The sequence below is a fragment of the Sulfitobacter delicatus genome (assembly GCF_900102535.1).
In the GTDB taxonomy this organism is placed as follows: Bacteria; Pseudomonadota; Alphaproteobacteria; order Rhodobacterales; family Rhodobacteraceae; genus Sulfitobacter; species Sulfitobacter delicatus.
On record NZ_FNBP01000014.1, the window covers coordinates 16,025 to 37,554 of the forward strand.

The window sequence follows — 21,530 nt, forward strand, 5'->3', positions numbered from 1 at the left end:
TGCCCGCAACATGCGGCAGCTTGGCTCGGTCGAATTCGTGATCGCTGGAGCCTTAGGGCAGCCGGGTCGAAAAGTCTTCGCGTCGCACAATCGATATTGGAATCTCTAATTCTAAAATCAAGAATTTTTCCTGCCCTCAGGGCAACCGGCGGGGATACGCGCATGAAATTTCATGTCTTTGTTACAAAACCCCGCGCCTGTTGGGCGATTTATTGAGCACATTTTGAAAAATTTACCAGTTGATAAAAAAATGATTCCGTGTGAGCATTTTCAAAACAGCAAAAGAACAACAGGGAATTTTGATATGGCACGTGATGTCTTTGAGCCGGGAATCGTACCGGGGCGGCTGGAGCCGCAGGCCTATGGCGAGGGGTTTTCGGACCTGCATCCGCCCTTGGATGAACATGAGGCGCTGGTCGCGGCGGACCGTTGCTATTTCTGCCACGACGCGCCCTGCATGACGGCGTGCCCCACCGACATCGACATTCCGCTTTTCATCCGCCAGATCGCCACCGGCACGCCCGATGCGGCGGCCAAGACGATTCTGAGCCAGAACATCCTTGGCGGCATGTGCGCGCGGGTTTGTCCGACCGAGACGCTTTGCGAAGAGGTCTGCGTGCGGGAGGTGGCCGAGGGCAAGCCGGTGCTGATCGGCCAGTTGCAGCGCTATGCCACCGATCATCTGCAGCAGCAGGGCAAACATCCCTTTGAGCGAGCCGCAGCCACGGGCAAGCGCATTGCTGTCGTTGGCGCGGGTCCGGCGGGTCTGTCCTGTGCGCACCGTCTGGCGATGCTGGGCCATGACGTCGAAATCATTGACGCGCGGCCCAAGCCCGGTGGGCTGAATGAATACGGCATCGCGGCTTATAAAACGCCCAACGGTTTTGCCCAGGCCGAGGTCGATTGGCTGATGCAGATCGGCGGGATTTCCTTCCGCCATGAGGTTGCCGTGGGCCGGGATGTCACGCTTGAGGAATTGAAGACCGACTATGACGCGGTCTTCCTCGGCATGGGTCTTGTCGGGGTCAACGCGCTTGGTGCCGAGGGCGAGGACAAGGCGGGCGTGGCCAATGCGGTCGATTTCATCTCGGAACTGCGCCAGACTGGCGACATGTCGAAACTGCCGATTGGCCGCGATGTCGTGGTCATCGGTGGCGGCATGACGGCGGTGGATGCCGCGGTGCAGGCGAAACTGCTGGGCGCGCTGAACGTGACGCTGGTCTATCGCCGCGGGCGGGACCGGATGAATGCGAGCGTGTTTGAGCAGGATTTGGCGGCCTCCAAAGGTGTGCGGATCGTGACCCATGCGGTGCCGATTGCCGTGCACGGCAACGGCTCGGTGCGCGAGATCGAGTTTGAATATGTCGATGAGGGCATGAAAGGCACCGGCGAGAGGCTGCGCTTGCAGGCCGATCAGGTCTTCAAAGCCATTGGTCAGACGCTGATGGGCGAGGGGCTGCCGGAGCTTGATGGCCGCAAGATCAAGGTCGATGGCACCGGACGCACAAGCCTTGACCGGGTCTGGGCCGGCGGCGATTGCGCCAGCGGCGGCGACGATCTGACCGTGACGGCTGTGGCCGAGGGCCGCGACGCGGCGATGGACATTCACACGACATTGATGGGGGCGGCGGGCTGAGGCCGCGCTGAGAGGGAGACATAACATGGCTGATCTGAGAAGCGATTTCATCGGGATCAAATCCCCCAACCCGTTCTGGCTGGCCTCTGCGCCGCCGACGGACAAGGAATACAACGTGCGCCGCGCCTATGAGGCGGGCTGGGGCGGGGTGGTCTGGAAGACCCTTGGCATGGAAGGGCCGCCGGTGGTCAACGTCAACGGCCCGCGCTACGGTGCGATTTATGGCGCAGACCGGCGACTGCTGGGGCTCAACAACATCGAGTTGATCACCGACCGCCCGCTGGAGGTGAACCTGCGCGAGATGAAAGCGGTCAAGCGCGACTACCCGGATCGCGCGCTGATTGCCTCGATCATGGTGCCTTGCGAGGAGGAAGCGTGGAAAGCGATCCTGCCGCATGTTGAGGAAACTGGTGCCGACGGGATCGAGCTGAACTTCGGCTGCCCGCATGGCATGGCCGAGCGCGGCATGGGCTCTGCCGTGGGGCAGGTGCCGGAATATATCGAAATGGTCACCCGCTGGTGCAAGATGTACACCCGCATGCCGGTGATCGTGAAGTTGACGCCGAACATTACCAATGTGCTCTACCCCGCCGAGGCCGCCAAACGTGGCGGTGCGGATGCGGTGAGCTTGATCAACACGATCAACTCCATCACTTCGGTCGATCTGGACCTCTTCTCGCCCGAGCCGATGATCGACGGCAAAGGCACCCATGGCGGCTATTGCGGCCCGGCGGTGAAACCCATCGCACTCAATATGGTGGCCGAGATTGCCCGCAACCCCGAAACGCACGGTCTGCCGATCAGCGGCATCGGTGGCGTCACCACTTGGCGTGATGCGGCGGAGTTCCTCGCCTTGGGCGCGGGCAACGTACAGGTCTGTACGGCGGCGATGACCTATGGCTTCAAGGTTGTGCAGGAAATGATCTCGGGCCTGTCGGAGTATATGGACGAGAAGGGCATGACCTCGGTCGATGAGATCGTCGGCCGCGCGGTGCCCAATGTCACCGACTGGAACCAGCTGAACCTGAACTATGTCGCCAAGGCGAAGATCGATCAGGATCTCTGCATCTCCTGTGGCCGCTGCTTTGCCGCTTGCGAAGACACCAGCCACCAGGCGATCGCTATGTCCGAGGACCGCACCTTCACCGTGATCGACGAGGAATGTGTGGCTTGTAACCTCTGCGTCAACGTCTGCCCGGTCGAAGACTGCATCTCAATGGAACCGCTGGCCGCCGGCGCGACCGACCTGCGCACCGGCAAGACAGTCACGCCAGACTATGCCAACTGGACCACGCACCCCAACAACCCCTCCGCCAAGGCGGTTGCGGTTGAACCGGCAGAGTAAGCCTAAGCATCCACGCCCCGGTGTCAGTTCTTCCTGAGCACCGGGGCCGTGGGCAGCGGGTCTGGCATCTGGTTCGCCATGTCGCGGGTCTGCTGGGCCATGTCGATGACCTCGGCAGGCTGCGATACCCCTTCGATCAAAGCGACCTCACGGCGCGCGTCGATCACCGCAATCGCGGCATCGCGGGCCATCTGTTCCACACGGTCCGATTCAAGCGCTGCCGCACGGGCCGCGACCACCGATCCCGGCGTCGCATCCGGGCTGCGCCGTGCCCAAGCGGGCTGCTGTGCCGACGCACCTCCCGCTCCGCCCCCGGCGCCCGAATAGGACGTCGACTGCCCCGATGCGCGGGCATCGCGCCCGCTCTGTGCCGGTGCGACCGCTTCGGCCCCGGCTGCCGTGCCAACGGTCTCTGCCCGTGATTGGCCCGGCGCGCCTAGATTTGGCGATGCGTCAGAAATCTGTGCCTGCGCTGTCTGTTGCGCGGCAAATGTATTGGTCAGCAGTAATGCACTCATGTCGTCTGCCCCTTTCAGTTCGTAAAGGAGCCCTCACCCGCGCTCAATCTGCGCCCAGAGTGCTAACGGAACGTAAACGGCGCCCGGATTGTGGGATGGTGGTTAATGGACGCTGGCCGCGCCGCTTGGTTGCGCCAATAGCGCGCCAAACATTGCCCGAAGATGCGCGGCAGCGCGGGGCTGGGGGTTGGTTTCCGCACCAAGCAACACCTGCGCCTGCGCTTCAAAATCCGCGTAGTGCTGCGTGGTCGCCCAGATCGAAAACAGCAGATGCTGCGGGTCCAGCGGGGGCAGTTTGCCCGCCTCCACCCAGCCTGCGATGACGGCGCATTTTTCGTCGAACAGGGGCTTCAGATGGCTGTGCAACTCCGGCGATATGCGCGGCGCACCCTGCAGGATCTCATTGGCAAAAAGCCGGCTTTCACGGGGCAGTTCGCCCGCCATTGTCAGTTTTCTGTCAACGTAATCAAGTATTTCGCGTCGCGGGTCGCCATCGGGGTCCAGCGCGACCAGCGGGTCGAGCCATGTGTCCATAAGCTGCGACAGCAAGGTGACGTGAATGTCCTCTTTGCCCTCGAAGTAATAGAGAATGTTCGGCTTGCTCAGCCCCGCCTCGGCCGCGATCTGGTCCAGCGTCGCGCCGCGGTAGCCATGTTTGGAGAAGACTTCGAGCGCGGCATCCAGAATCACCCGGCGGTTGCGTTGCTGAATGCGGCTGGGCTTTTTAGCAGGGCTGTCAGGCAAGGCGGCGTTCCTAGTTGTGCTGCGAAAAAAGGCGTTTGGCGGATCGGGGGCGGGTTGTTTCAAACCAGTTCTTGACAGACCATACCCTAATCGCAATCGTGGATTTACCAAATGGTAAAAAAACAACACGGCAAAAGCCGCGATAGAATGACAGAGGAGTGACCTATGCCCGCGCCCGGAGAGAACCTCAAGATTGATCCCGACCGTCTGTGGGATTCCTTGATGGAAATGGCCAAGATCGGCCCCGGGGTGGCGGGCGGCAACAACCGTCAGACCCTGACCGATGAAGATGCCGAAGGCCGCGCGCTGTTCCAGAGGTGGTGCGAAGACGCGGGCTGCACGATGGGCCTCGACCAGATGGGCAATATGTTTGCCCGGCGCGAGGGCACGGACCCCGAAGCGCTGCCAGTCTATGTCGGCTCCCACCTCGACACGCAGCCCACGGGCGGGAAATACGACGGGGTTTTGGGCGTGCTCGGCGGGTTAGAAATTCTGCGCACGATGAATGATCTCGGGATCAAGACCAAACACCCGATTGTCGTGACCAACTTCACCAATGAAGAAGGCACCCGTTTTGCCCCCGCGATGCTGTCGTCGGGGGTTTTTGCTGGCATCCACACCCAAGACTGGGCCTATGCCAAGACCGATGCCGAGGGCAAAAGTTTTGGCGATGAGTTGGAGCGGATTGGCTGGAAGGGTGACGAGGAAGTCGGTGCGCGCAAGATGCATGCTTTCTTCGAATTGCACATCGAACAGGGCCCGATTTTGGAGGCCGAGGGCAAGGACATCGGCGTGGTCACCCATGGCCAAGGGCTGAGCTGGACGCAGGTGACGATCACCGGCAAGGACAGCCACACCGGCTCGACCCCCATGCCGATGCGCCGCGATGCGGGCCTCGGTATGGCGCGGGTGCTCGATAAGGTGAGCGAGATCGCGTGGAGCCATAAGCCGCATGCGGTGGGGGCGGCGGGGCATATCGATGTTTATCCGAACTCGCGCAATGTGATCCCGGGCAAGGTCGTCTTTACCGTCGATTTCCGCTCGCCTGATCTGGCAGTGATCGAGGATATGGAGGCGCGGCTGCGCGTTGAAGGCCAGAAGATCGCTGATGACATGGAGTTGGGCATCGAGTTTGAGAAGGTCGGCGGCTTTGATCCGGTGGCCTTTGACGAGGGCTGCGTGACCGCGGTGCGCAATGCGGCCGAACGTCTGGGCTACAGCCATATGAACCTGATTTCCGGCGCGGGGCATGATGCTTGTTGGATCAACCGCGTGGCGCCGACGGCGATGGTGATGTGCCCTTGCGTTGATGGTTTGAGCCATAATGAGGCGGAAGAGATCACCAAGGACTGGGCCAAGGCCGGGGCCGACGTGCTGCTGCATGCGGTCTTGGAGACCGCGGAAATCGAGGGCTGAAATCGGGCGTGGTTCGGGGGCCAGCCCCCGGACCCCCGAAGTATTTTTGGCCAAAAAGAGAATGGGGAGTGAAAGATGAGTAAGGTAATTAAGGGCGGCATGGTCTGCACGGCAGACCGGACGTGGAAAGCAGATGTGTTGATCGAAGGGGAGAAGATCAAGCAGATTGGCGAGGATCTGAAGGGCGATGAATATATTGATGCGGAAGGCGCCTATGTGATCCCCGGCGGGATCGATCCGCATACGCACCTTGAGATGCCTTTCATGGGGACCACGGCGGCGGAGACCTTCGAGACCGGCACTTGGGCGGCTGCTTGTGGGGGCACCACGATGGTGGTGGATTTCTGTCTGCCGGGTGCGGATGGGTCGATCAAGAACGCGATCCATGAATGGCACCGCAAATCGGCGCCGCAGATTTGCAGCGATATCGGCTATCATATGGCGGTCACCGGCTGGGACGAAAACGTCTTTAATGAGATGAAAGACGCCGTCGACATGGGGGTGAACAGCTTTAAGCACTTCATGGCCTATAAGGGCGCGTTGATGATCGAGGACGATGAGATGTTCGCCTCCTTCAAGCGCTGTGCCGAGTTGGGCGCATTGCCGATGGTGCATGCTGAGAACGGCGATTTGGTGGCCGAGTTGCAGCAGAAGTATTTCGATCAGGGCATCACCGGGCCGGAGGGGCACGCCTATTCGCGTCCGCCAGAGCTTGAAGGCGAGGCGGCGAACCGGGCGATCACCATTGCCGATACCGCGGGCGTGCCACTTTATATCGTGCATGTCTCTTGCGAGCAGACCCATGAGGCGATCCGCCGGGCGCGGCAGAAGGGCATGCGGGTTTACGGCGAGCCGCTGATCCAATTCCTGACGTTGGACGAGAGCGAGTATTTCAACAAAGATTGGGACCACGCGGCCCGCCGCGTGATGTCGCCGCCGTTCCGCTCGAAGGACCATCAGGACAGCCTCTGGGCCGGATTGCAGGCCGGCAGCTTGCAAGTGGTGGCTACGGACCATGCGGCCTTTAGCACCGAGCAAAAGCGGGCAGGGCGCGATGATTTCCGGATCATTCCCAATGGCTCGAACGGGCTGGAGGAACGTCTGGCCGTGCTTTGGACCGAAGGCGTCGAGACCGGGCGTTTGACGCCGAATGAGTTTGTCGCCGCGACCTCGACCAATATTGCCAAGATCCTCAACATCTACCCGCAGAAGGGGGCGATTGTTGAGGGGGCGGACGCCGACATCGTGGTTTGGGACCCGAAGATCACCAAGGCGATCAGCACGGCGAACCATCATTCAATCCTTGATTACAACGTCTTTGAGGGTTTTGAGGTCAAGGCGCAGAGCCGCTATACCCTCAGCCGGGGCGAGGTGATCTGGGCCTGGGGGCAGAACAGCCAACCGCAGCCGGGACGTGGGCGCTTTGTGCCGCGGCCAGCCTTCCCCAGTGCCAATGTGGCGCTGAGCAAGTGGAAAGAGCTAAACAGCCCCAAGATGATCAAACGCGATCCGCTGAACATTCCGGCTGGGATCTAAGCGACGTAGACCCGCCTTAACACTCAGGTAAAGTGCCGCGCCAAAAGCGGCCGACCAACAGGGAAGTAAAATTAGTGCAAGAAAACCAGAGCGTGATCAGCGCCCGGAATCTGGATCTGACTTTTCAGACCAATGACGGACCGATCCATGCGTTGAAAGACGTGAACCTTGAGATCAACAAGGGCGATTTTGTCAGCTTCATCGGCCCCTCGGGCTGTGGCAAGACGACCTTTCTGCGGGTCATGGCCGACCTTGAGCAGCCCACCGGCGGGGAGGTCACCATCAACGGGGTCAGCCCCGAGGAGGCCCGCCGCGCGCGGGCTTATGGCTATGTGTTTCAGGCCGCGGGGCTGTATCCGTGGCGGACCATTGGCGGCAACATCCGGCTGCCCTTGGAGATCATGGGCATTCCGAAGGCGGAACAGGCCGAGCGGGTCAAGCGGGTGCTTGATCTGGTGGAGCTTTCGGGGTTCGAGAAGAAGTTTCCGTGGCAGCTTTCAGGCGGCATGCAGCAACGGGCGTCGATTGCGCGAGCACTGTCGTTTGATGCGGATATTCTGCTGATGGACGAGCCTTTTGGCGCGCTTGACGAGATCGTGCGCGACCACCTGAATGAGCAGCTTTTGAAGCTCTGGGCGCGGACGGAAAAGACCATCGCTTTTGTCACCCACTCGATCCCCGAGGCGGTGTATCTCTCGACCAAAATCGTGGTGATGAGCCCGCGACCGGGCCGCATCACCGATGTGATCGAAAGCCCGCTGCCGCGCGAGCGGCCCCTGGAAATCCGCGAAACGCCGGAGTTCTTGGAAATCGCGCACCGCGTGCGGGAAGGTCTGCGGGCCGGGCATGGGGACGATTGATGCGTAACATCATTCCCATTCTCACGGTCGTGGGCCTGCTGATCCTTGTCTGGTACGGCGCGGCGATCGCTCTCAACGCGCAATGGGCGCGGGATGTGGCGGCGCGGGCGGATAAGACGCTGACCTTCTCGGAACTTGTGGCCGATACATGGTCGCAGGAGAAACCCAAACTGCCCGCCCCGCATCAGGTGGGGGCCGAGTTGTGGGAAACCACGGTGATGAAGAAGGTGACCTCGAAACGCTCGCTGGTCTATCACACATGGGTCACCTTCAGCGCGACTTTTCTTGGGTTTGTCATGGGCACCGCGCTTGGCACGCTTTTGGCGGTGGGGATCGTGTTCAACCGCACGATGGACATGAGCGTGATGCCTTGGGTGATCGCCAGTCAGACCATTCCGATCCTCGCCATCGCGCCGATGATCATCGTGGTGTTGAATGCCGTGGGGCTTTCGGGTCTGCTGCCGAAAGCGATCATCAGCATGTATCTGTCCTTCTTCCCGGTGGTTGTCGGCATGGTCAAAGGGCTGCGCAGCCCGGATCAGATGCAGCTCGATCAGATGCGGACATGGCATGCGAGTGGGATGCAGACCTTTTGGAAACTGCGGCTGCCGTCTTCGATGCCCTATTTCTTTACCTCTCTGAAGGTTGGCGTCGCGGCGTCGCTGGTTGGAGCCATTGTGGGTGAGATGCCGACAGGGGCTGTGGCTGGCTTGGGGGCGCGACTGCTCGCGGGCAGCTATTACGGTCAGACCGTGCAAATCTGGAGCGCGTTGATCATGGCGGCCGCCTTGGCGGCGGTTATGGTGGGGCTGATCGGATTGGTCCAGCGCGTCACCCTGAAACGAATGGGGATGGCACAATGATCTGGGTTCTTTTTGCAATTGCCGCCTGGCTTTTGGGGCTCTCGGTCAACATCTGGCTGGCGCGGCAAAAGCCCTCTGGCTGGGCCTCGCTGGCCTCGCCCATCGTCTTTGGCCTGACGCTAATCGCGGTTTGGGAAGGGGTGGTGCGCGGCTTTGACATCAATCAGGTGTTGCTGCCCGCGCCCTCGGTCATTGCGGCACGTTTTGCGACCTCGTTGGACATTCTGTGGATCGACTTCGTGCAGACCGTCATCAAGGGCGCGCTGAGTGGCTATATCATCGGCTGCGGGGCGGCCTTTGTCATCGCGCTGGCGATTGACCGTTTTCCGTTTCTGCAACGCGGGCTGCTGCCGGTGGGCAACTTTGTCGCCGCGCTGCCGATCATCGGGATGGCGCCGATCATGGTGATGTGGTTCGGCTTTGGCTGGCAGAGCAAGGCGGCGATTGTCGTGGTCATGGTGTTTTTCCCGATGCTGGTGAACACAGTACAGGGGTTGCAGGCCAGTGACGCCATGCAGCGCGACCTGATGCGCACCTATGCGGCGGGCTATTGGCGGACGCTGTTGAAGCTGCGCCTGCCTGCGGCAATGCCCTTTGTCTTTAACGGGCTCAAGATCGGCACCACGCTTGCCCTGATTGGCGCCATCGTTGCTGAATTCTTCGGCTCTCCGGTGCTTGGCATGGGCTTCCGCATCTCCACCTCGGTCGGACAGCTTGCGCTTGATCTGGTCTGGGCCGAGATTGTTGTGGCGGCGATAGCCGGATCGGCGTTCTATGGTATCATGGCCCTCATCGAAGGACGGGTGACCTTTTGGCACCCTAGCCAACGCACATAAAAAACGACCAACCAACTGGGAGAAAACAATGAAGAATATCACGAAGATCGCCGCCGGGGCCGCCTTGGGCCTTTGGGGCAGCATGGCGCAGGCCGCCGATGACCTGACCTTGCAGCTCAAATGGGTGACGCAGGCGCAGTTTGCCGGTTACTACGTGGCGAAGGACAAAGGCTTTTACGAAGAAGAAGGTCTCGACGTCACGATCAAGCCGGGCGGGCCGGACATTGCGCCGGTGCAGGTGCTGCTTGGCGGTGGGGCTGATGTCATGGTCGACTGGCTGCCCTCGGCACTGGCCGCGCGGGAAAAGGGCGCGCCGATTGTGAACATCGCACAGCCCTTTGCCAAATCGGGCCTGATGCTGACCTGCCTCAAAGAGCATGGCATTGAAAGCCCCGAGGACTTCCCCGGCAACACGCTCGGCACATGGTTCTTCGGCAATGAAATTCCGCTGATGAGCTGGATGGGCAAGCTGGGCTATGCCACCGACGGCTCCGAGGGTGGCGTGACCATCCAGAAGATCAACTTCAATGTTGACCCGCTGCTGCAAAAGCAGGTCGAATGCGCCACGACCATGACCTACAATGAATATTGGCAGGTCATTGACGCGGGTCTGACGCCCGAAGATCTGGTGGTCTTCAAGTATGAAGACGAAGGCATCTCTACGCTGGAAGATGGTCTTTATACCACGGAAGAGAACCTCGAAGATCCTGAGATGGTCGACAAGCTGGCGCGTTTTGTGCGGGCCTCCATGAAAGGCTGGAAATACGCTGAGGAGAATGTCGAGGAAGCCGCCGAGATCGTGCTGGAAAACGACCAGACCGGCGCGCAGACCGAAAAGCACCAGACCCGGATGATGGGCGAGATTGCCAAGCTGACCAAGGGCAGTGACGGGCGGTTGGACGAGGCGGCCTTTGACCGCAGCGCCGCGATCACCATGGAAGGTGGCATGATCACCAAGGAGCCGGAAGGCGCTTGGACGCATGACATTACCGACAAAGCGCTTCAGTAAAACGCTGTGCTTCTAAATAGGGGAAGGGCCGGCCAATGCGCTGGCCCTTTGCCGTTCTACGCGGGAAAGCTCTGGGAGGTAACGTATGATCGCCTATGTCACAGTCGGCGCAGATGATCTGGCTCGCGCGAAGCGGTTTTACGCGGCGTTTCTGCCTGCGCTGGACTATACGCTTTCCGAAGGGCCGGAGGGATTAAGCTACGTTCTGCCTGTGGCGCCGGGGCAAGTTGCGATGTCACCTGATTTCTATGTGAAGCCCACTTTTGACGGTCAGCCAGCGTCAGCCGGGAATGGCACGATGGTTGCTTTTGAAGCCCGCAGCCAAGAGCAGGTGCGGGACTTGCATGCGGCGGCCCTTGCCGCGGGTGGGGTGGATGAAGGCCAGCCGGGGTTTCGGGCAGCTTACGGGCCGCGCTTCTACGTGGGCTATCTGCGCGACCCTCAGGGGAATAAGATCGCTTTGTTCTCTAGCAACCCCGATGAGCCGGGGCGGGATGACTAGGATGCCGTTCTGAATTCAGCTCATACGGCTGTCATAGAAAAGGCCGGGCAAACTGCCCGGCCTTTTGCGATAATACGTGGTCTCCTTCGCGTCAGAGCACGGTGACCTTGGTGCCAATCGGCACACGTTGGTAGAGGTCGATCACATGCTCGTTCAACATCCGGATGCAGCCGTTCGACACCGAGCGTCCAATGGAGTTGGGCTGCGTGGTGCCATGGATGCGGAAATAGGTGTCCCGCCCGTTTTGGAAGAGGTACAGCGCCCGCGCGCCAAGGGGGTTGCCCGGGCCGCCGGGCTGGGCGTCGGTATTGCCGATGAAACGCTTATAGGCCTGCGGCTCGCGCTCGATCATCTCGTTGGTCGGGCGCCATGTGGGCCATTCCTTTTTCACGTCGATGGTCGCGGTGCCGGTGAACTCAAGCCCCGCTTTGCCGACGCCGACACCGTAGCGCATTGCTTGGCCGGGGGCGGTCACGAAGTAAAGGTAGTGGCTGCGCGGCAGAATCAGCAGTTGCCCCGGGGTATATTGCCCTTTGACCGGCACGACCTGCGGGGTCGGGTCATAGGCCGCGGTGCGGGCTTGGGCCATCAAGGGCAGGGTGGCGGCGGCAAGGGTACTGGTAAGAAAGGTACGGCGGCGCATGGCAGGCTCCATCTGGGAATAGCTTGGGCGAATAGGCCGTCATTTTGCCACGGGGACGCAGTTTGACAAGACGGCACATAAAAAAACGACCCGCCGTTGCTGGCGGGCCGCTTGAATTCTCAAATCAGGGCCGGGGCCCCCGGCCATTAGGCCAGCGCGATGTTTGTCGCGGATTCGCGGCCGTCACGGCCAGCTTCGATGTCGAAGGTCACTTTCTGGTTGTCGGCCAGACCGGTCAGGCCAGCGCGCTCAACAGCGGAAATGTGAACGAAGACGTCTTTGCTGCCGCCATCGGGTGCGATAAAGCCGAAGCCTTTAGTTGTGTTGAACCATTTTACGGTGCCAGTGGCCATATCCGTAGTCTCCATTTTCATGCCATCCGCTTGAGTGCGATGGCCCGGCGTTGTTGGTCTGGATCGATAGACTGAGCGCCGTATGAGGGAGACAGTGGGTCGAAAAAGATAACGTCTGCACGCCCTATATCGCATTACGGGGGGATTCGTTCAAGAGGGATCGATTTTGGTCCGCCTTTTCAGGGTGTTCGGCGCTCTCTTTCGGCAACTTCCTGCCATGATCTGTCGTAAACCGCTATTTTTACAGGCGCCGCGCGCGGTGGGCGCGTCTAAAGATTGTCTAAAACCCGTCGCATTACTGCCCGGCCTGAGTGGTCCATTACATAAAAGCCCCAATGCGCCTGCCAGCGCCCCATGTGGAGAATGAATGTAATGCGTATCCTTGCTGTCGATGACGATCCGGTCATCCTCGACCTTCTAACCGGATGCCTGACTGAGAATGACAATTACGAACTGGTCTGTGCAGAAAGCTCCGAGGAAGCGCTCGAGATCTTGCAGGATGCGAAAGAGCCTTTCGACTCCTTTCTGCTCGACATCATGCTGCCCGGCATCAGCGGTATCAGCCTCTGTGAGACGATCCGGGACGTGCCCTTTTACCGTGCGGCGCCGATCATCATGATCACTGCCAGCAAAGAACCTGCGATGATGCAGCGTGCCTTTGATGCGGGAGCGACTGATTTCCTCTGCAAGCCGCTCGACGGGGTAGAGCTTAGCGCGCGGATCAATTCGGCGAGCATGCTTAACGCATCTCTGCTGCGCGAACGCGAGGCGCAGCATACGCTGGCCGAGTTGACCCAGATGATGAAGATCCGTTTTGACGAGGGTTTTGATCTTGATATCGAAGGTTGCAGCGACTTTCTGGCGCTGGAAAACCACCTGCTGCGCTTGCCGAGCGGTTGCTTTTCGATGAACCTCTTTTCGGTCGCCGTCGAAGGCGCGCGGGGTATTTACCGCGCGGTCAAAGCGCCCGCATTCCGTCGTCAGATGGAGCAGGTCGCCGCCGCGTCGGTTCAATCCTTGCAGGGCATGCGGTTTCACCTCGCCTATGCGGGCAGCGGTCGTTTCGTCGGTGTGGTGTTGAGCCGTGCGCGGTTGAATACCGAGACAATGGCCGAGCGGATGCATGAGCATCTGGAGAAGCACTGGGACGGGCAGGGGATGAACAACGCTCTTGCGCCTACGTTGCGGGTGTCTTCGGTGTCGGACCAGCGCTTGTGGTCGGGTCTGTCGGCCAGCAACAAGCTGCGTGAGCATCTGGAAAGCTGGGATCCGCTGCATGGTTTGGCACGGCATGATGAGGACAACCTCTTTGCCCAGCTGGAAACGGCGATTGACGACGAACGCTGAGGGCGTCGTCTTTTAACGATTAGTCCCGTCCGCATCGCGGGCGGGTTTTTGCGTTGCAGGCATGCGATGAGGGCAGCGCCCTCCCTGGGGGGCGACCCGCTACGGGGCTGTTTGGCAGGGGGCTGCGAAAAACGCGGGCTTCGCAAGCTGTTGTGACGTTGCAAAATCGCCCTCCGGGGGGAGGGAGGGCGATGCCCGCTGTGCCACCGGGCGGGCGGTTGCGATGGAGCGCATAAAAAAGGCGCCGAAAGCTCGGCGCCTTTTTCGCAAATTAATCCTAGAACTCTTACCGCGCGAACTTCTTGTGCTTCAGACGCTTCGGCTCCAGCGCATCCGCACCAAGACGGCGCTTCTTGTCCTCTTCGTAGTCCTCGAAGTTGCCTTCGAACCATTCCACATGCGCTTCGCCTTCGAACGCCATGATATGCGTACAAATCCGGTCGAGGAAGAAGCGGTCGTGCGAGATGACCACGGCGCAGCCTGCGAAATCGACGAGCGCGTCTTCGAGCGCCCGCAGGGTTTCAACGTCCAGATCGTTGGTCGGTTCATCGAGCAGCAGCACGTTGCCGCCTTCTTTCAGCAGCCGCGCCATATGCACCCGGTTGCGTTCACCACCCGACAGCAGGCCGACCTTCTTCTGTTGGTCGCCGCCTTTGAAGTTGAACGACGAGCAATAGGCACGGGAGTTCACTTCGGCGTCCCCTAGCTTGATGATCTCGGCCCCGCCGGTGATCGCCTGCCAGACGGTGTCGTCGTGGTTCAGATCGTCGCGCGACTGGTCGACATAAGAGAGCTCAACCGTGTCACCATATTCGATGGTACCTTCATCCGGCTTCTCATGTCCGGTGAGCATCTTGAACAGCGTGGACTTACCCGCACCGTTGGGGCCGATCACGCCGACGATGCCGCCGGGCGGCAGGGAGAAGTCGAGCCCGTCGATCAACTGCTTGTCACCCATGTGCTTCTTCAGGCCCGACACTTCGATCACCTTGTTGCCTAGACGCGGGCCGTTGGGGATGACGATCTGGGCGCGGGAAAGCTTTTCGCGCTCCGAGGTCTCCGCCATCTCGTTATAGGCCGCGATACGGGCTTTGGATTTCGCCTGACGCGCTTTCGCACCTTGGCGCATCCATTCAAGTTCGCGCTCCAGCGTCTTTTGCTTGGATTTGTCTTCGCGAGCTTCTTGGCTCAGACGCTTGGCTTTCTGCTCCAGCCAATCGGAGTAGTTGCCCTCGTAGGGGATGCCGCGGCCGCGGTCCAACTCGAGAATCCAGCTTGTGATGTCATCAAGGAAGTAGCGGTCGTGGGTGACCGTCAGGATCGTGCCTTTGTACTCGATCAGGTGCTGTTGCAGCCAAGCGATGGTCTCGGCGTCGAGGTGGTTGGTAGGTTCGTCAAGCAGCAGCATGTCGGGCGCTTCGAGCAGCAGTTTGCACAGCGCCACCCGGCGCGCTTCACCGCCCGAGAGGTTTTCCGGCATCGCGTCATCGGGCGGGCAGCGCAGGGCTTCCATCGACACGTCAATCTGGCTGTCGAGGTCCCAGAGGTCCTGTGCGTCGATGTCGTCTTGCAGCTTGGCCATCTCCTCGGCGGTCTCGTCCGAGTAGTTCATCGCCAGTTCGTTGTAGCGGTCCAGAATGGCCTTCTTCTCGGCCACGCCTTCCATGACGTTTTCGCGCACGGTCTTGGTCGGGTCGAGCTTGGGCTCCTGCGGCAGGTAGCCGACTTTGGCGCCCTCAGCGGCCCATGCTTCGCCGGTGTAATCCTTGTCGAGCCCGGCCATGATCTTGAGCAGGGTGGATTTACCCGCGCCGTTGACGCCGACGACACCGATCTTCACGCCGGGCAGGAAGTTCAGGTGGATGTTTTCGAATGTCTTCTTGCCCCCGGGGTAGGTCTTGGAGACGCCGGACATGTGATAGACGTATTGATAGGCAGCCATTTGGAGAATCCTCGAAACGCGATTTGGGGTTTGATGTGCCATATCGCCCGGACAGGCCAAGATCAAACACTCTGTCGCTGGGGTTCGTGGCGTCCAAGGCGCCGAGAGCGCTTATGCGGGAAAAGTGCTGCACGGGCGTTTCGACGGATTTACAAGGCCCATGCAGGCCATCCGCATGGCATTGCATTGATATTCAGTCGACTTTTCCGCAATTTTCGCGTTAAGATTGCGATTAGCTGCGCTGTTCCGGCAACGTCCGGGCGGTGCTGCGAAAGATGGCCGGGAGTGGGTCGCATCAAGTTGGGTGGGCGCACCTTCGGTGCAACAACAGGGAAATACTCATGTCAAAAGCCACAATTGTTGTGGGTCTGGACGGGTCGGAGGCTGGCGCGCGTGCGCTGTCCTTTGCGCAGTCACAGGCCAAGCAGATCGGAGAATGCTCCATTACGGTCTGCTATGTGATCGAATGGTCGCCCTTTACCTTTCAAACTAAGGAAGAAAACGAGCAGCGTCACAAGCGCCGCGAGGAAGAGCTGCAACGTGCCCATGAGGTCGTGCTCGATCCGGCGGTGTCCGACGTACAGGCGCAAGGGATCGAGGTCGAAGGCATTGTGCGCCACGGCGACGCGGCGGACATCCTCGAAGAGGTCGCCAAGAAGCGCGGCGCGCATCAGATCGTGGTTGGCCGGGTCGGCGAACGCGGGCTGAAGCGGCTCTTTGGCGGGGTTACGGGCCGGTTGGTCGCGGGCTCCAGTGTGCCTGTTACGATCATCCCCTGAAAGGAAAAGCGATGAACAAGCTGTTTACTGTATTTATGGCCGCCTGCGCGTCCTTGCTGCCGGGGCTTGCCGCGGCACAGGAGGCTGTGGGCTTTGACGAACGTATCAACCAGATTTTTGCTGATTACACCGGCTGGTATGTCTCTTTCATCTTCGCCCCGCTGCCGGGCACGAATTTTTCATGGATCGCGCTGTGGCTGGTCGTCGGCGCGGTGGTTTTCACCGTCTATTTCGGGGCCATTCAGCTCAAGGGTTTCTGGCACTCTATCCAACTGGTGCGCGGCGATTACTCCGACCCCAATGACGCGGGCGAGGTCAGCCACTTTCAGGCGCTGGCGACGGCGCTCTCGGGCACCGTGGGTCTGGGCAACATCGCGGGCGTTGCGGTAGCGGTCAGCATTGGCGGGCCGGGGGCGACATTCTGGATGGTTGTGGCGGGTCTCTTTGGCATGGCGACCAAATTCACCGAATGTACGCTCGGCGTGAAATACCGCAATGAATTCCCCGACGGCCATGTCTCGGGCGGGCCGATGTATTACATCGTCAAAGGCTTTGCCGAGCGCGGCTTGCCGCTGGGTGGTTTCATGGCGGTGCTGTTCTCGATCTTCACCATTCTGGGCGCGCTTGGCGGCGGCAATATGTTCCAAGCCAATCAGGCACATGCGCAGCTTGCAGGTGTGTTGGGCGACTATCCGGGTTGGATCACGGGTGTCATTCTTGCTGGTGTGACCTTTGCGGTGATCGCGGGCGGTCTCAAGTCTATCGCGCGGGTGACCGAAAAGATCGTGCCCTTCATGGGTGTCTTTTATGTGCTGGTCTCGATCCTGATCCTGATCATCAACTGGGACATGATCGGTTGGGCCTTTGGTCAAATCTTCATGGGCGCCTTCACCGGTCTGGGCGTTGTCGGCGGCTTTACCGGGGCGCTGATCCAAGGTTTCCGCCGGGCGGCCTTCTCCAACGAAGCGGGCATTGGCTCGGCGGCCATCGCTCACTCGGCGGTGCGCACCAAAGAGCCTGTGACCGAGGGCTATGTCGCCCTGTTGGAGCCCTTCATCGACACGGTGGTGATCTGCACCATGACCGCTTTGGTCATCGTGATCAGTGGCGTGCTGAACCAAGACCCGGAAACCGGGCTTTATATCTGGAACGCCGAAGCGGGCCGGATCGCGACCGAAGGTGAAGTCAGCGGTGTCGCCCTGACCTCGGCGGCCTATGCGCGGGCCTTCTCTTGGTTCCCGGTTCTGCTGATGGTTGCGGTGGTGCTCTTTGCCTTCTCGACGATGATCAGCTGGTCCTACTACGGGCTGAAGGCTTGGACCTATCTGTTCGGCGAAGGAGCGATGAAGGAGTTGGTCTTCAAGATTATCTTCTGCCTCTTCATCGTGATCGGCGCGGCGGCGAGCCTTGGTCCGGTGATCGACTTCTCGGATGCCATGCTCTTCTCGATGGCGATCGTGAACATCATCGCGCTCTACTTCCTGATGCCGATCGTGAAACGCGAGTTGAACAGCTATGTTGCACGGCTGCGCTCGGGCGAGATCGTGAAGCACAAGTAAGCGCCTCGCATTGACAAAGGGCTGCGAAGCCCCTCCTTTGGCCCCTGATCCATGATCGGGGGCCATTTTGTTTCGCAATACCATGCCATTCGCCACCAAGGGCCAAGTCATCGGCCTGCTTGGCGGGTCCTTTGACCCGGCGCATGAGGGCCACGCGCATATCACCCGTGAGGCGTTGAAGCGGTTCGGGCTGGATCGGGTGTGGTGGCTGCTTAGCCCCGGCAACCCGTTGAAAGAACGCGGTCCCGCCCCGATGCAGGCGCGGATAGAGCGCGCGCTGTCGGTGATTGATGATCGCCGCGTTGAGATCACCGACATCGAGGCGCAGCTTGGCACGCGCTACACGGCTGAGACGCTGTCCGCGCTGCGGCAGACCTATCCAGGCGTGCGCTTTGTCTGGCTGATGGGGGCCGACAACCTTGCGCAGTTTCATTTGTGGCAGGACTGGCAACAGATCATGCAAACGGTGCCGGTCGGCGTTCTGGCCCGCCCGGGTCAGCGCATCTCGGCGCGGATGAGCCGGGCAGCGAGGCTTTATGCGCCCTACCGGATCGCGGGGAGGAATAGCCAGTTGCTGGCCCATGCCGCAGCGCCCGCGTGGTGTTTTGTGAATGTGCCGATGGTAGATGTTTCGTCCACAGCTCTACGTGCCGCCGGGGGCTGGCGTTCAGCGTAGTCGGGCCGAGGTAATGCCTGCAGTGATAATCACCGCCAGCCCGGCCCAAGTGAGCGTATCGGGCAGAGTGTTGAACAGGAATAGCCCCAGCAGCACCGCGGCGATTAGTTGGAAATAGACCAGCGGCGCAAGGCGCGTGGCGGGCGCTCGGCGGTAGGCATAGAGCAGCAGCAGGTTGCCGAGCATTGAGAAGAGCGCGCTGAGGCTCGCCAGCCCCGCGACCTCCAGCGTTGCGGGGGGCAGGTTTAGCAGCCCCAGGGGCAGGAGCATCACGGCGCTCATCGCCAGTTGGGTAAAGGTTAGTGCCAGCGGGGCGGCAACGTCAGAGAGCCAGCGCGACATGGTTAGGAAAACGCCATAGAACAGACCTGCCGCCACAGCGAACAACAGGCCGGGGCCGCCGGACGTGCCGCCCATCCCGGGACGGACGACCAAAAGCACACCGATGAACCCCGCCATGATCAGCGCGCTGCGCAGGAGCGTGATGCGCTCGCGCAGGAGCAAAGCGGCTAGAAGATAGCTGAACATCGGCCCGATGAAGAAGGCCGCAAAGACATTGGCGATAGCTTCGGTCTGCAGCGCGGTCTGGATGCAGGTGATCCCCGCCGCCAGCGTTGCGGCGCGCAGCCAGAGCCGTTTGTCGCGCATCAGTGCCCATGTGCCCCGCGGCAAGAAAGGCAGCACCAAAAGCGCGCCAATCGCAAATCGGGACCACGCAACAAAGACCGGGGCCACGCCTAAGCCACCCGTGAGGATCTTGCCCGCGCTGTCGCCCGCCGGAATAAGCGACATGGCGATGAACATGATGGGAATGGCGCGTTGCATTGCAGCGGGTTAGCAGGTCGGCGGATTTGTGCAACCGCGAATGGCGGCCTGTCGTCTCACTGGTTGTGGCCGAACGCTGCTTGCGGTTTATATCAGGCTTATGAGCCAGAGATTTGCACGCCGATTTTTCCTTGGAACAGCCGCCGCAGCGATGGCGGCGGTTTCCGCTTGGGCAGAGCCCCCCACCACGTCGTTGCGCCCCGTCGGGCGCGATGCGGACCTGTATAAGCAGGCCATTCCGAATGTATCCGAGATCATTGCCGACAGCGGGATCACCGGCGAGGTCGCCTTTGCCGTGGTCGATGTGGAGAGCGGGACTTGGCTGGAGGCTTCAAACTCCAACGACGGCATCCCGCCTGCGAGCAGCATCAAGGCGATCACGGCGCTTTATGCGCTGGACTTGTTGGGCCCGGACCATGTGTTCGAAACCAAATTGGTCGCGACAGGTGGCGTGGTTGAAGGCGAGGTGCAGGGCGATCTGATCCTTGTCGGCGGCGGCGATCCAACCCTTGACAGCGATCATTTGGGGCAAATGGCCGAAGAGCTGAAAGAAGCAGGCATTATCGGGGTTAAGGGCAAGTTCAAGGTCTATGAAGGCGCCTTGCCCGCCACCCGCGCGATCGATCCGGAACAGCCGGACCACGTGGGCTATAATCCCGGCGTGTCCGGGTTGGCGCTGAATTACAACCGTGTGCATTTCGAATGGAAGCGCGGCAGCAACGGCTATGATGTGACAATGGAAGGCCGCGCGGCGCGTTATGCGCCTGCGGTACGGATCGCCTCAATGGAGGTCGTGGACCGCCGGGGGCCGGTCTACACCTATGAGAACCAGTCGGGCCGTGATGTCTGGACTGTGGCGAAAGGCGCCCTTGGCAAAGGCGGGTCGCGTTGGTTGCCGGTGCGGCGGCCCGGGCCCTATGCGGGGGATATCTTTACCACCATCGCGCGCAGCCATGGCATCAAACTTGGCGAAGCGGAACTGGCTGAGAGCGTGCCGGAGGGCGAAGTGCTCGCCTCGCACCGCAGCAGTGATCTGCGGGTGATCCTGAAGGATATGCTGAAGTATTCCACCAACCTGACGGCTGAAATGGTCGGTATGGCCGCCAGTGTTAAGCGGTTGGGGAAGGTTGAGAGCCTGCGCGCCTCGGCGGCTGAGATGAACAAATGGGCCGTCGAAGAGCTTGGCATGGAAAACCCTGCAATGGTGGACCACTCCGGGTTGGGCGATGACAGCAAAATGACCGTGCATGACATGGCGGGCGGGCTGGCGCGCATTCATGGGACGGGTCTGCGGCCGCTGTTGAAGCCCGTGTATCTACGTGATGACAGGGGGCGTCCGGAGCAGGACAACCCGATTGAGATCGATGCAAAGACCGGGACATTGAACTTTGTCTCGGCGCTCGCGGGTTTCCTAACCACGCCTGAGGACCGGGTGCTGGCTTTTGCCATTTTGACCGCGAACCAAGACGAACGGGCCAAGATCAGCCGCGCCGAGCGGGAGCGCCCCCCCGGCGCGCGGTCATGGAACGCGCGGGCGAAACGGGTGCAGCGCGGTCTGCTGGAACGCTGGGGGCTGCTCTATAACGCAAAAGTAGCGCCGGAAGAGGAGGCGTCGGAGCCTGAGGCGGCGCCAACGCCCGATGAGGAACCCGCTGCGGATGCAGAGCCTGAAGTCGAAGCGGTTACCGAAGAGTCCTAACGTCAGGTGAGATGCCGCGCCCGCGCGCCGCGCTCGATCGCGGCGGCGTGCAGCCGGTCGATGTTGAGCTCGTAGCGGATTTCTTCCAGCAAACGCAACTCGGCCTCGCGCAGCTTGCCATCTGCCGCCGCCACGTCGCAGGCCAGCGCATAGGCGGTTTCGTTCAGCCGCTCGGGCAGGGCATTGCGGATCAGGCCAAAGAGGGCGTCGAGCCCGTCTTCTTGCTCAAAGAGGTCAAAGACCGTTTTGCTGATGGTGGCCACGCGGTCATTGTCATAGCCCGAAAAGACCGGCAGCAGGTTCAGCGCGCTTTCGATCTTGACCAGTTCGGCGGTGCGGATGTCCTCATCCGAGGCCGAAATCGCTACCATCAGCGCGACAAGACTGTCTTGTGCGCTGAGCGAGAGGGAGGAAGTGTCGGCCATGGGCGGAATCCTTTGAA

At 60.7% G+C, this 21,530-nt stretch carries 21 protein-coding genes; 14 read left to right on the forward strand and 7 right to left on the reverse strand.

The window, feature by feature from the left end; genetic code table 11:
* Nucleotides 1–304: 304 nt before the first annotated feature.
* Nucleotides 305–1,636, forward strand: a complete 1,332-nt coding sequence (locus BLS57_RS17675) for an NAD(P)-dependent oxidoreductase (RefSeq protein WP_093743980.1) — start codon at nucleotides 305–307, stop codon at nucleotides 1,634–1,636.
* A 25-nt stretch (nucleotides 1,637–1,661) separates the two neighbouring features.
* Nucleotides 1,662–2,981, forward strand: a complete 1,320-nt coding sequence (gene preA / locus BLS57_RS17680) for an NAD-dependent dihydropyrimidine dehydrogenase subunit PreA (protein WP_093743981.1) — start codon at nucleotides 1,662–1,664, stop codon at nucleotides 2,979–2,981.
* 23 nt (nucleotides 2,982–3,004) lie between these two features.
* Here the strand turns inward: preA and BLS57_RS17685 are convergent, their stop codons facing one another.
* Nucleotides 3,005–3,499, reverse strand: coding sequence for a hypothetical protein (locus BLS57_RS17685; protein WP_093743982.1), 495 nt, complete (start codon nucleotides 3,497–3,499; stop codon nucleotides 3,005–3,007).
* A gap of 102 nt (nucleotides 3,500–3,601) precedes the next feature.
* On the reverse strand, nucleotides 3,602–4,243 hold the full coding sequence (locus tag BLS57_RS17690; RefSeq protein WP_093743983.1) for a TetR family transcriptional regulator C-terminal domain-containing protein: 642 nt from the start codon (nucleotides 4,241–4,243) through the stop codon (nucleotides 3,602–3,604).
* 165 nt (nucleotides 4,244–4,408) lie between these two features.
* On the opposite strand from BLS57_RS17690, the gene BLS57_RS17695 reads away from it, so the two are divergent.
* From BLS57_RS17695 to BLS57_RS17725, 7 genes are all read left to right on the forward strand, one after another.
* Nucleotides 4,409–5,659, forward strand: coding sequence for a Zn-dependent hydrolase (locus BLS57_RS17695; RefSeq protein WP_093743984.1), 1,251 nt, complete (start codon nucleotides 4,409–4,411; stop codon nucleotides 5,657–5,659).
* Nucleotides 5,660–5,734: 75 nt separating this feature from the next.
* Complete coding sequence (gene hydA / locus BLS57_RS17700; RefSeq protein WP_093743985.1) at nucleotides 5,735–7,195, forward strand: dihydropyrimidinase; 1,461 nt, start codon at nucleotides 5,735–5,737, stop codon at nucleotides 7,193–7,195.
* A gap of 74 nt (nucleotides 7,196–7,269) precedes the next feature.
* On the forward strand, nucleotides 7,270–8,055 hold the full coding sequence (locus tag BLS57_RS17705; RefSeq protein WP_093743986.1) for an ABC transporter ATP-binding protein: 786 nt from the start codon (nucleotides 7,270–7,272) through the stop codon (nucleotides 8,053–8,055).
* Complete coding sequence (locus BLS57_RS17710) at nucleotides 8,055–8,918, forward strand: ABC transporter permease (RefSeq protein WP_208597602.1); 864 nt, start codon at nucleotides 8,055–8,057, stop codon at nucleotides 8,916–8,918. Before BLS57_RS17705 ends, BLS57_RS17710 begins: the two co-directional genes overlap by 1 nt.
* On the forward strand, nucleotides 8,915–9,754 hold the full coding sequence (locus BLS57_RS17715) for an ABC transporter permease (protein WP_093743988.1): 840 nt from the start codon (nucleotides 8,915–8,917) through the stop codon (nucleotides 9,752–9,754). Before BLS57_RS17710 ends, BLS57_RS17715 begins: the two co-directional genes overlap by 4 nt.
* Nucleotides 9,755–9,782: 28 nt before the next feature.
* Nucleotides 9,783–10,763 (forward strand): ABC transporter substrate-binding protein, encoded by a 981-nt coding sequence (locus BLS57_RS17720; RefSeq protein WP_093743989.1) that lies wholly within the window; start codon nucleotides 9,783–9,785, stop codon nucleotides 10,761–10,763.
* A gap of 85 nt (nucleotides 10,764–10,848) precedes the next feature.
* Nucleotides 10,849–11,265 carry a VOC family protein gene (locus BLS57_RS17725; protein ID WP_093743990.1) on the forward strand — a complete coding sequence of 139 codons (417 nt, stop codon included), beginning with the start codon at nucleotides 10,849–10,851 and terminating at the stop codon, nucleotides 11,263–11,265.
* Between the two features lie 91 nt (nucleotides 11,266–11,356).
* Here the strand turns inward: BLS57_RS17725 and BLS57_RS17730 are convergent, their stop codons facing one another.
* Both BLS57_RS17730 and BLS57_RS17735 read right to left on the reverse strand, forming a co-directional pair.
* Nucleotides 11,357–11,908, reverse strand: a complete 552-nt coding sequence (locus BLS57_RS17730) for a L,D-transpeptidase (RefSeq protein WP_093744030.1) — start codon at nucleotides 11,906–11,908, stop codon at nucleotides 11,357–11,359.
* 146 nt (nucleotides 11,909–12,054) lie between these two features.
* Nucleotides 12,055–12,261 carry a cold-shock protein gene (locus tag BLS57_RS17735; protein WP_007117950.1) on the reverse strand — a complete coding sequence of 69 codons (207 nt, stop codon included), beginning with the start codon at nucleotides 12,259–12,261 and terminating at the stop codon, nucleotides 12,055–12,057.
* Between the two features lie 372 nt (nucleotides 12,262–12,633).
* On the opposite strand from BLS57_RS17735, the gene BLS57_RS17740 reads away from it, so the two are divergent.
* The gene (locus BLS57_RS17740; RefSeq protein ID WP_093743991.1) at nucleotides 12,634–13,608 is read left to right on the forward strand and encodes a response regulator; all 975 of its coding nucleotides are present in this window, start codon (nucleotides 12,634–12,636) and stop codon (nucleotides 13,606–13,608) included.
* 286 nt (nucleotides 13,609–13,894) lie between these two features.
* Here BLS57_RS17740 and ettA read toward each other — a convergent pair whose 3' ends face one another.
* Nucleotides 13,895–15,550, reverse strand: coding sequence for an energy-dependent translational throttle protein EttA (gene ettA / locus BLS57_RS17745; RefSeq protein ID WP_093743992.1), 1,656 nt, complete (start codon nucleotides 15,548–15,550; stop codon nucleotides 13,895–13,897).
* A gap of 341 nt (nucleotides 15,551–15,891) precedes the next feature.
* Between ettA and BLS57_RS17750 the strand changes: the two genes are divergently transcribed.
* The 3 genes from BLS57_RS17750 (at nucleotide 15,892) to BLS57_RS17760 (ending at nucleotide 18,564) form a co-directional block, all read left to right on the forward strand.
* Nucleotides 15,892–16,329 (forward strand): universal stress protein, encoded by a 438-nt coding sequence (locus BLS57_RS17750; protein ID WP_093743993.1) that lies wholly within the window; start codon nucleotides 15,892–15,894, stop codon nucleotides 16,327–16,329.
* An 11-nt stretch (nucleotides 16,330–16,340) separates the two neighbouring features.
* Nucleotides 16,341–17,888 carry an alanine/glycine:cation symporter family protein gene (locus BLS57_RS17755; protein ID WP_093743994.1) on the forward strand — a complete coding sequence of 516 codons (1,548 nt, stop codon included), beginning with the start codon at nucleotides 16,341–16,343 and terminating at the stop codon, nucleotides 17,886–17,888.
* Nucleotides 17,889–17,970: 82 nt separating this feature from the next.
* Complete coding sequence (locus BLS57_RS17760; protein WP_093743995.1) at nucleotides 17,971–18,564, forward strand: nicotinate-nucleotide adenylyltransferase; 594 nt, start codon at nucleotides 17,971–17,973, stop codon at nucleotides 18,562–18,564.
* Here BLS57_RS17760 and BLS57_RS17765 read toward each other — a convergent pair.
* Nucleotides 18,556–19,389, reverse strand: a complete 834-nt coding sequence (locus tag BLS57_RS17765; protein WP_093743996.1) for a DMT family transporter — start codon at nucleotides 19,387–19,389, stop codon at nucleotides 18,556–18,558. The two genes, BLS57_RS17760 and BLS57_RS17765, sit on opposite strands and share 9 nt — an antisense overlap.
* Nucleotides 19,390–19,489: 100 nt before the next feature.
* On the opposite strand from BLS57_RS17765, the gene dacB reads away from it, so the two are divergent.
* Nucleotides 19,490–21,088, forward strand: coding sequence for a D-alanyl-D-alanine carboxypeptidase/D-alanyl-D-alanine endopeptidase (dacB, locus tag BLS57_RS17770; protein ID WP_167356464.1), 1,599 nt, complete (start codon nucleotides 19,490–19,492; stop codon nucleotides 21,086–21,088).
* A 2-nt stretch (nucleotides 21,089–21,090) separates the two neighbouring features.
* Here dacB and BLS57_RS17775 read toward each other — a convergent pair whose 3' ends face one another.
* Nucleotides 21,091–21,513 carry a tellurite resistance TerB family protein gene (locus BLS57_RS17775; protein ID WP_093743998.1) on the reverse strand — a complete coding sequence of 141 codons (423 nt, stop codon included), beginning with the start codon at nucleotides 21,511–21,513 and terminating at the stop codon, nucleotides 21,091–21,093.
* Between the last annotated feature and the right edge of the window lie 17 nt (nucleotides 21,514–21,530).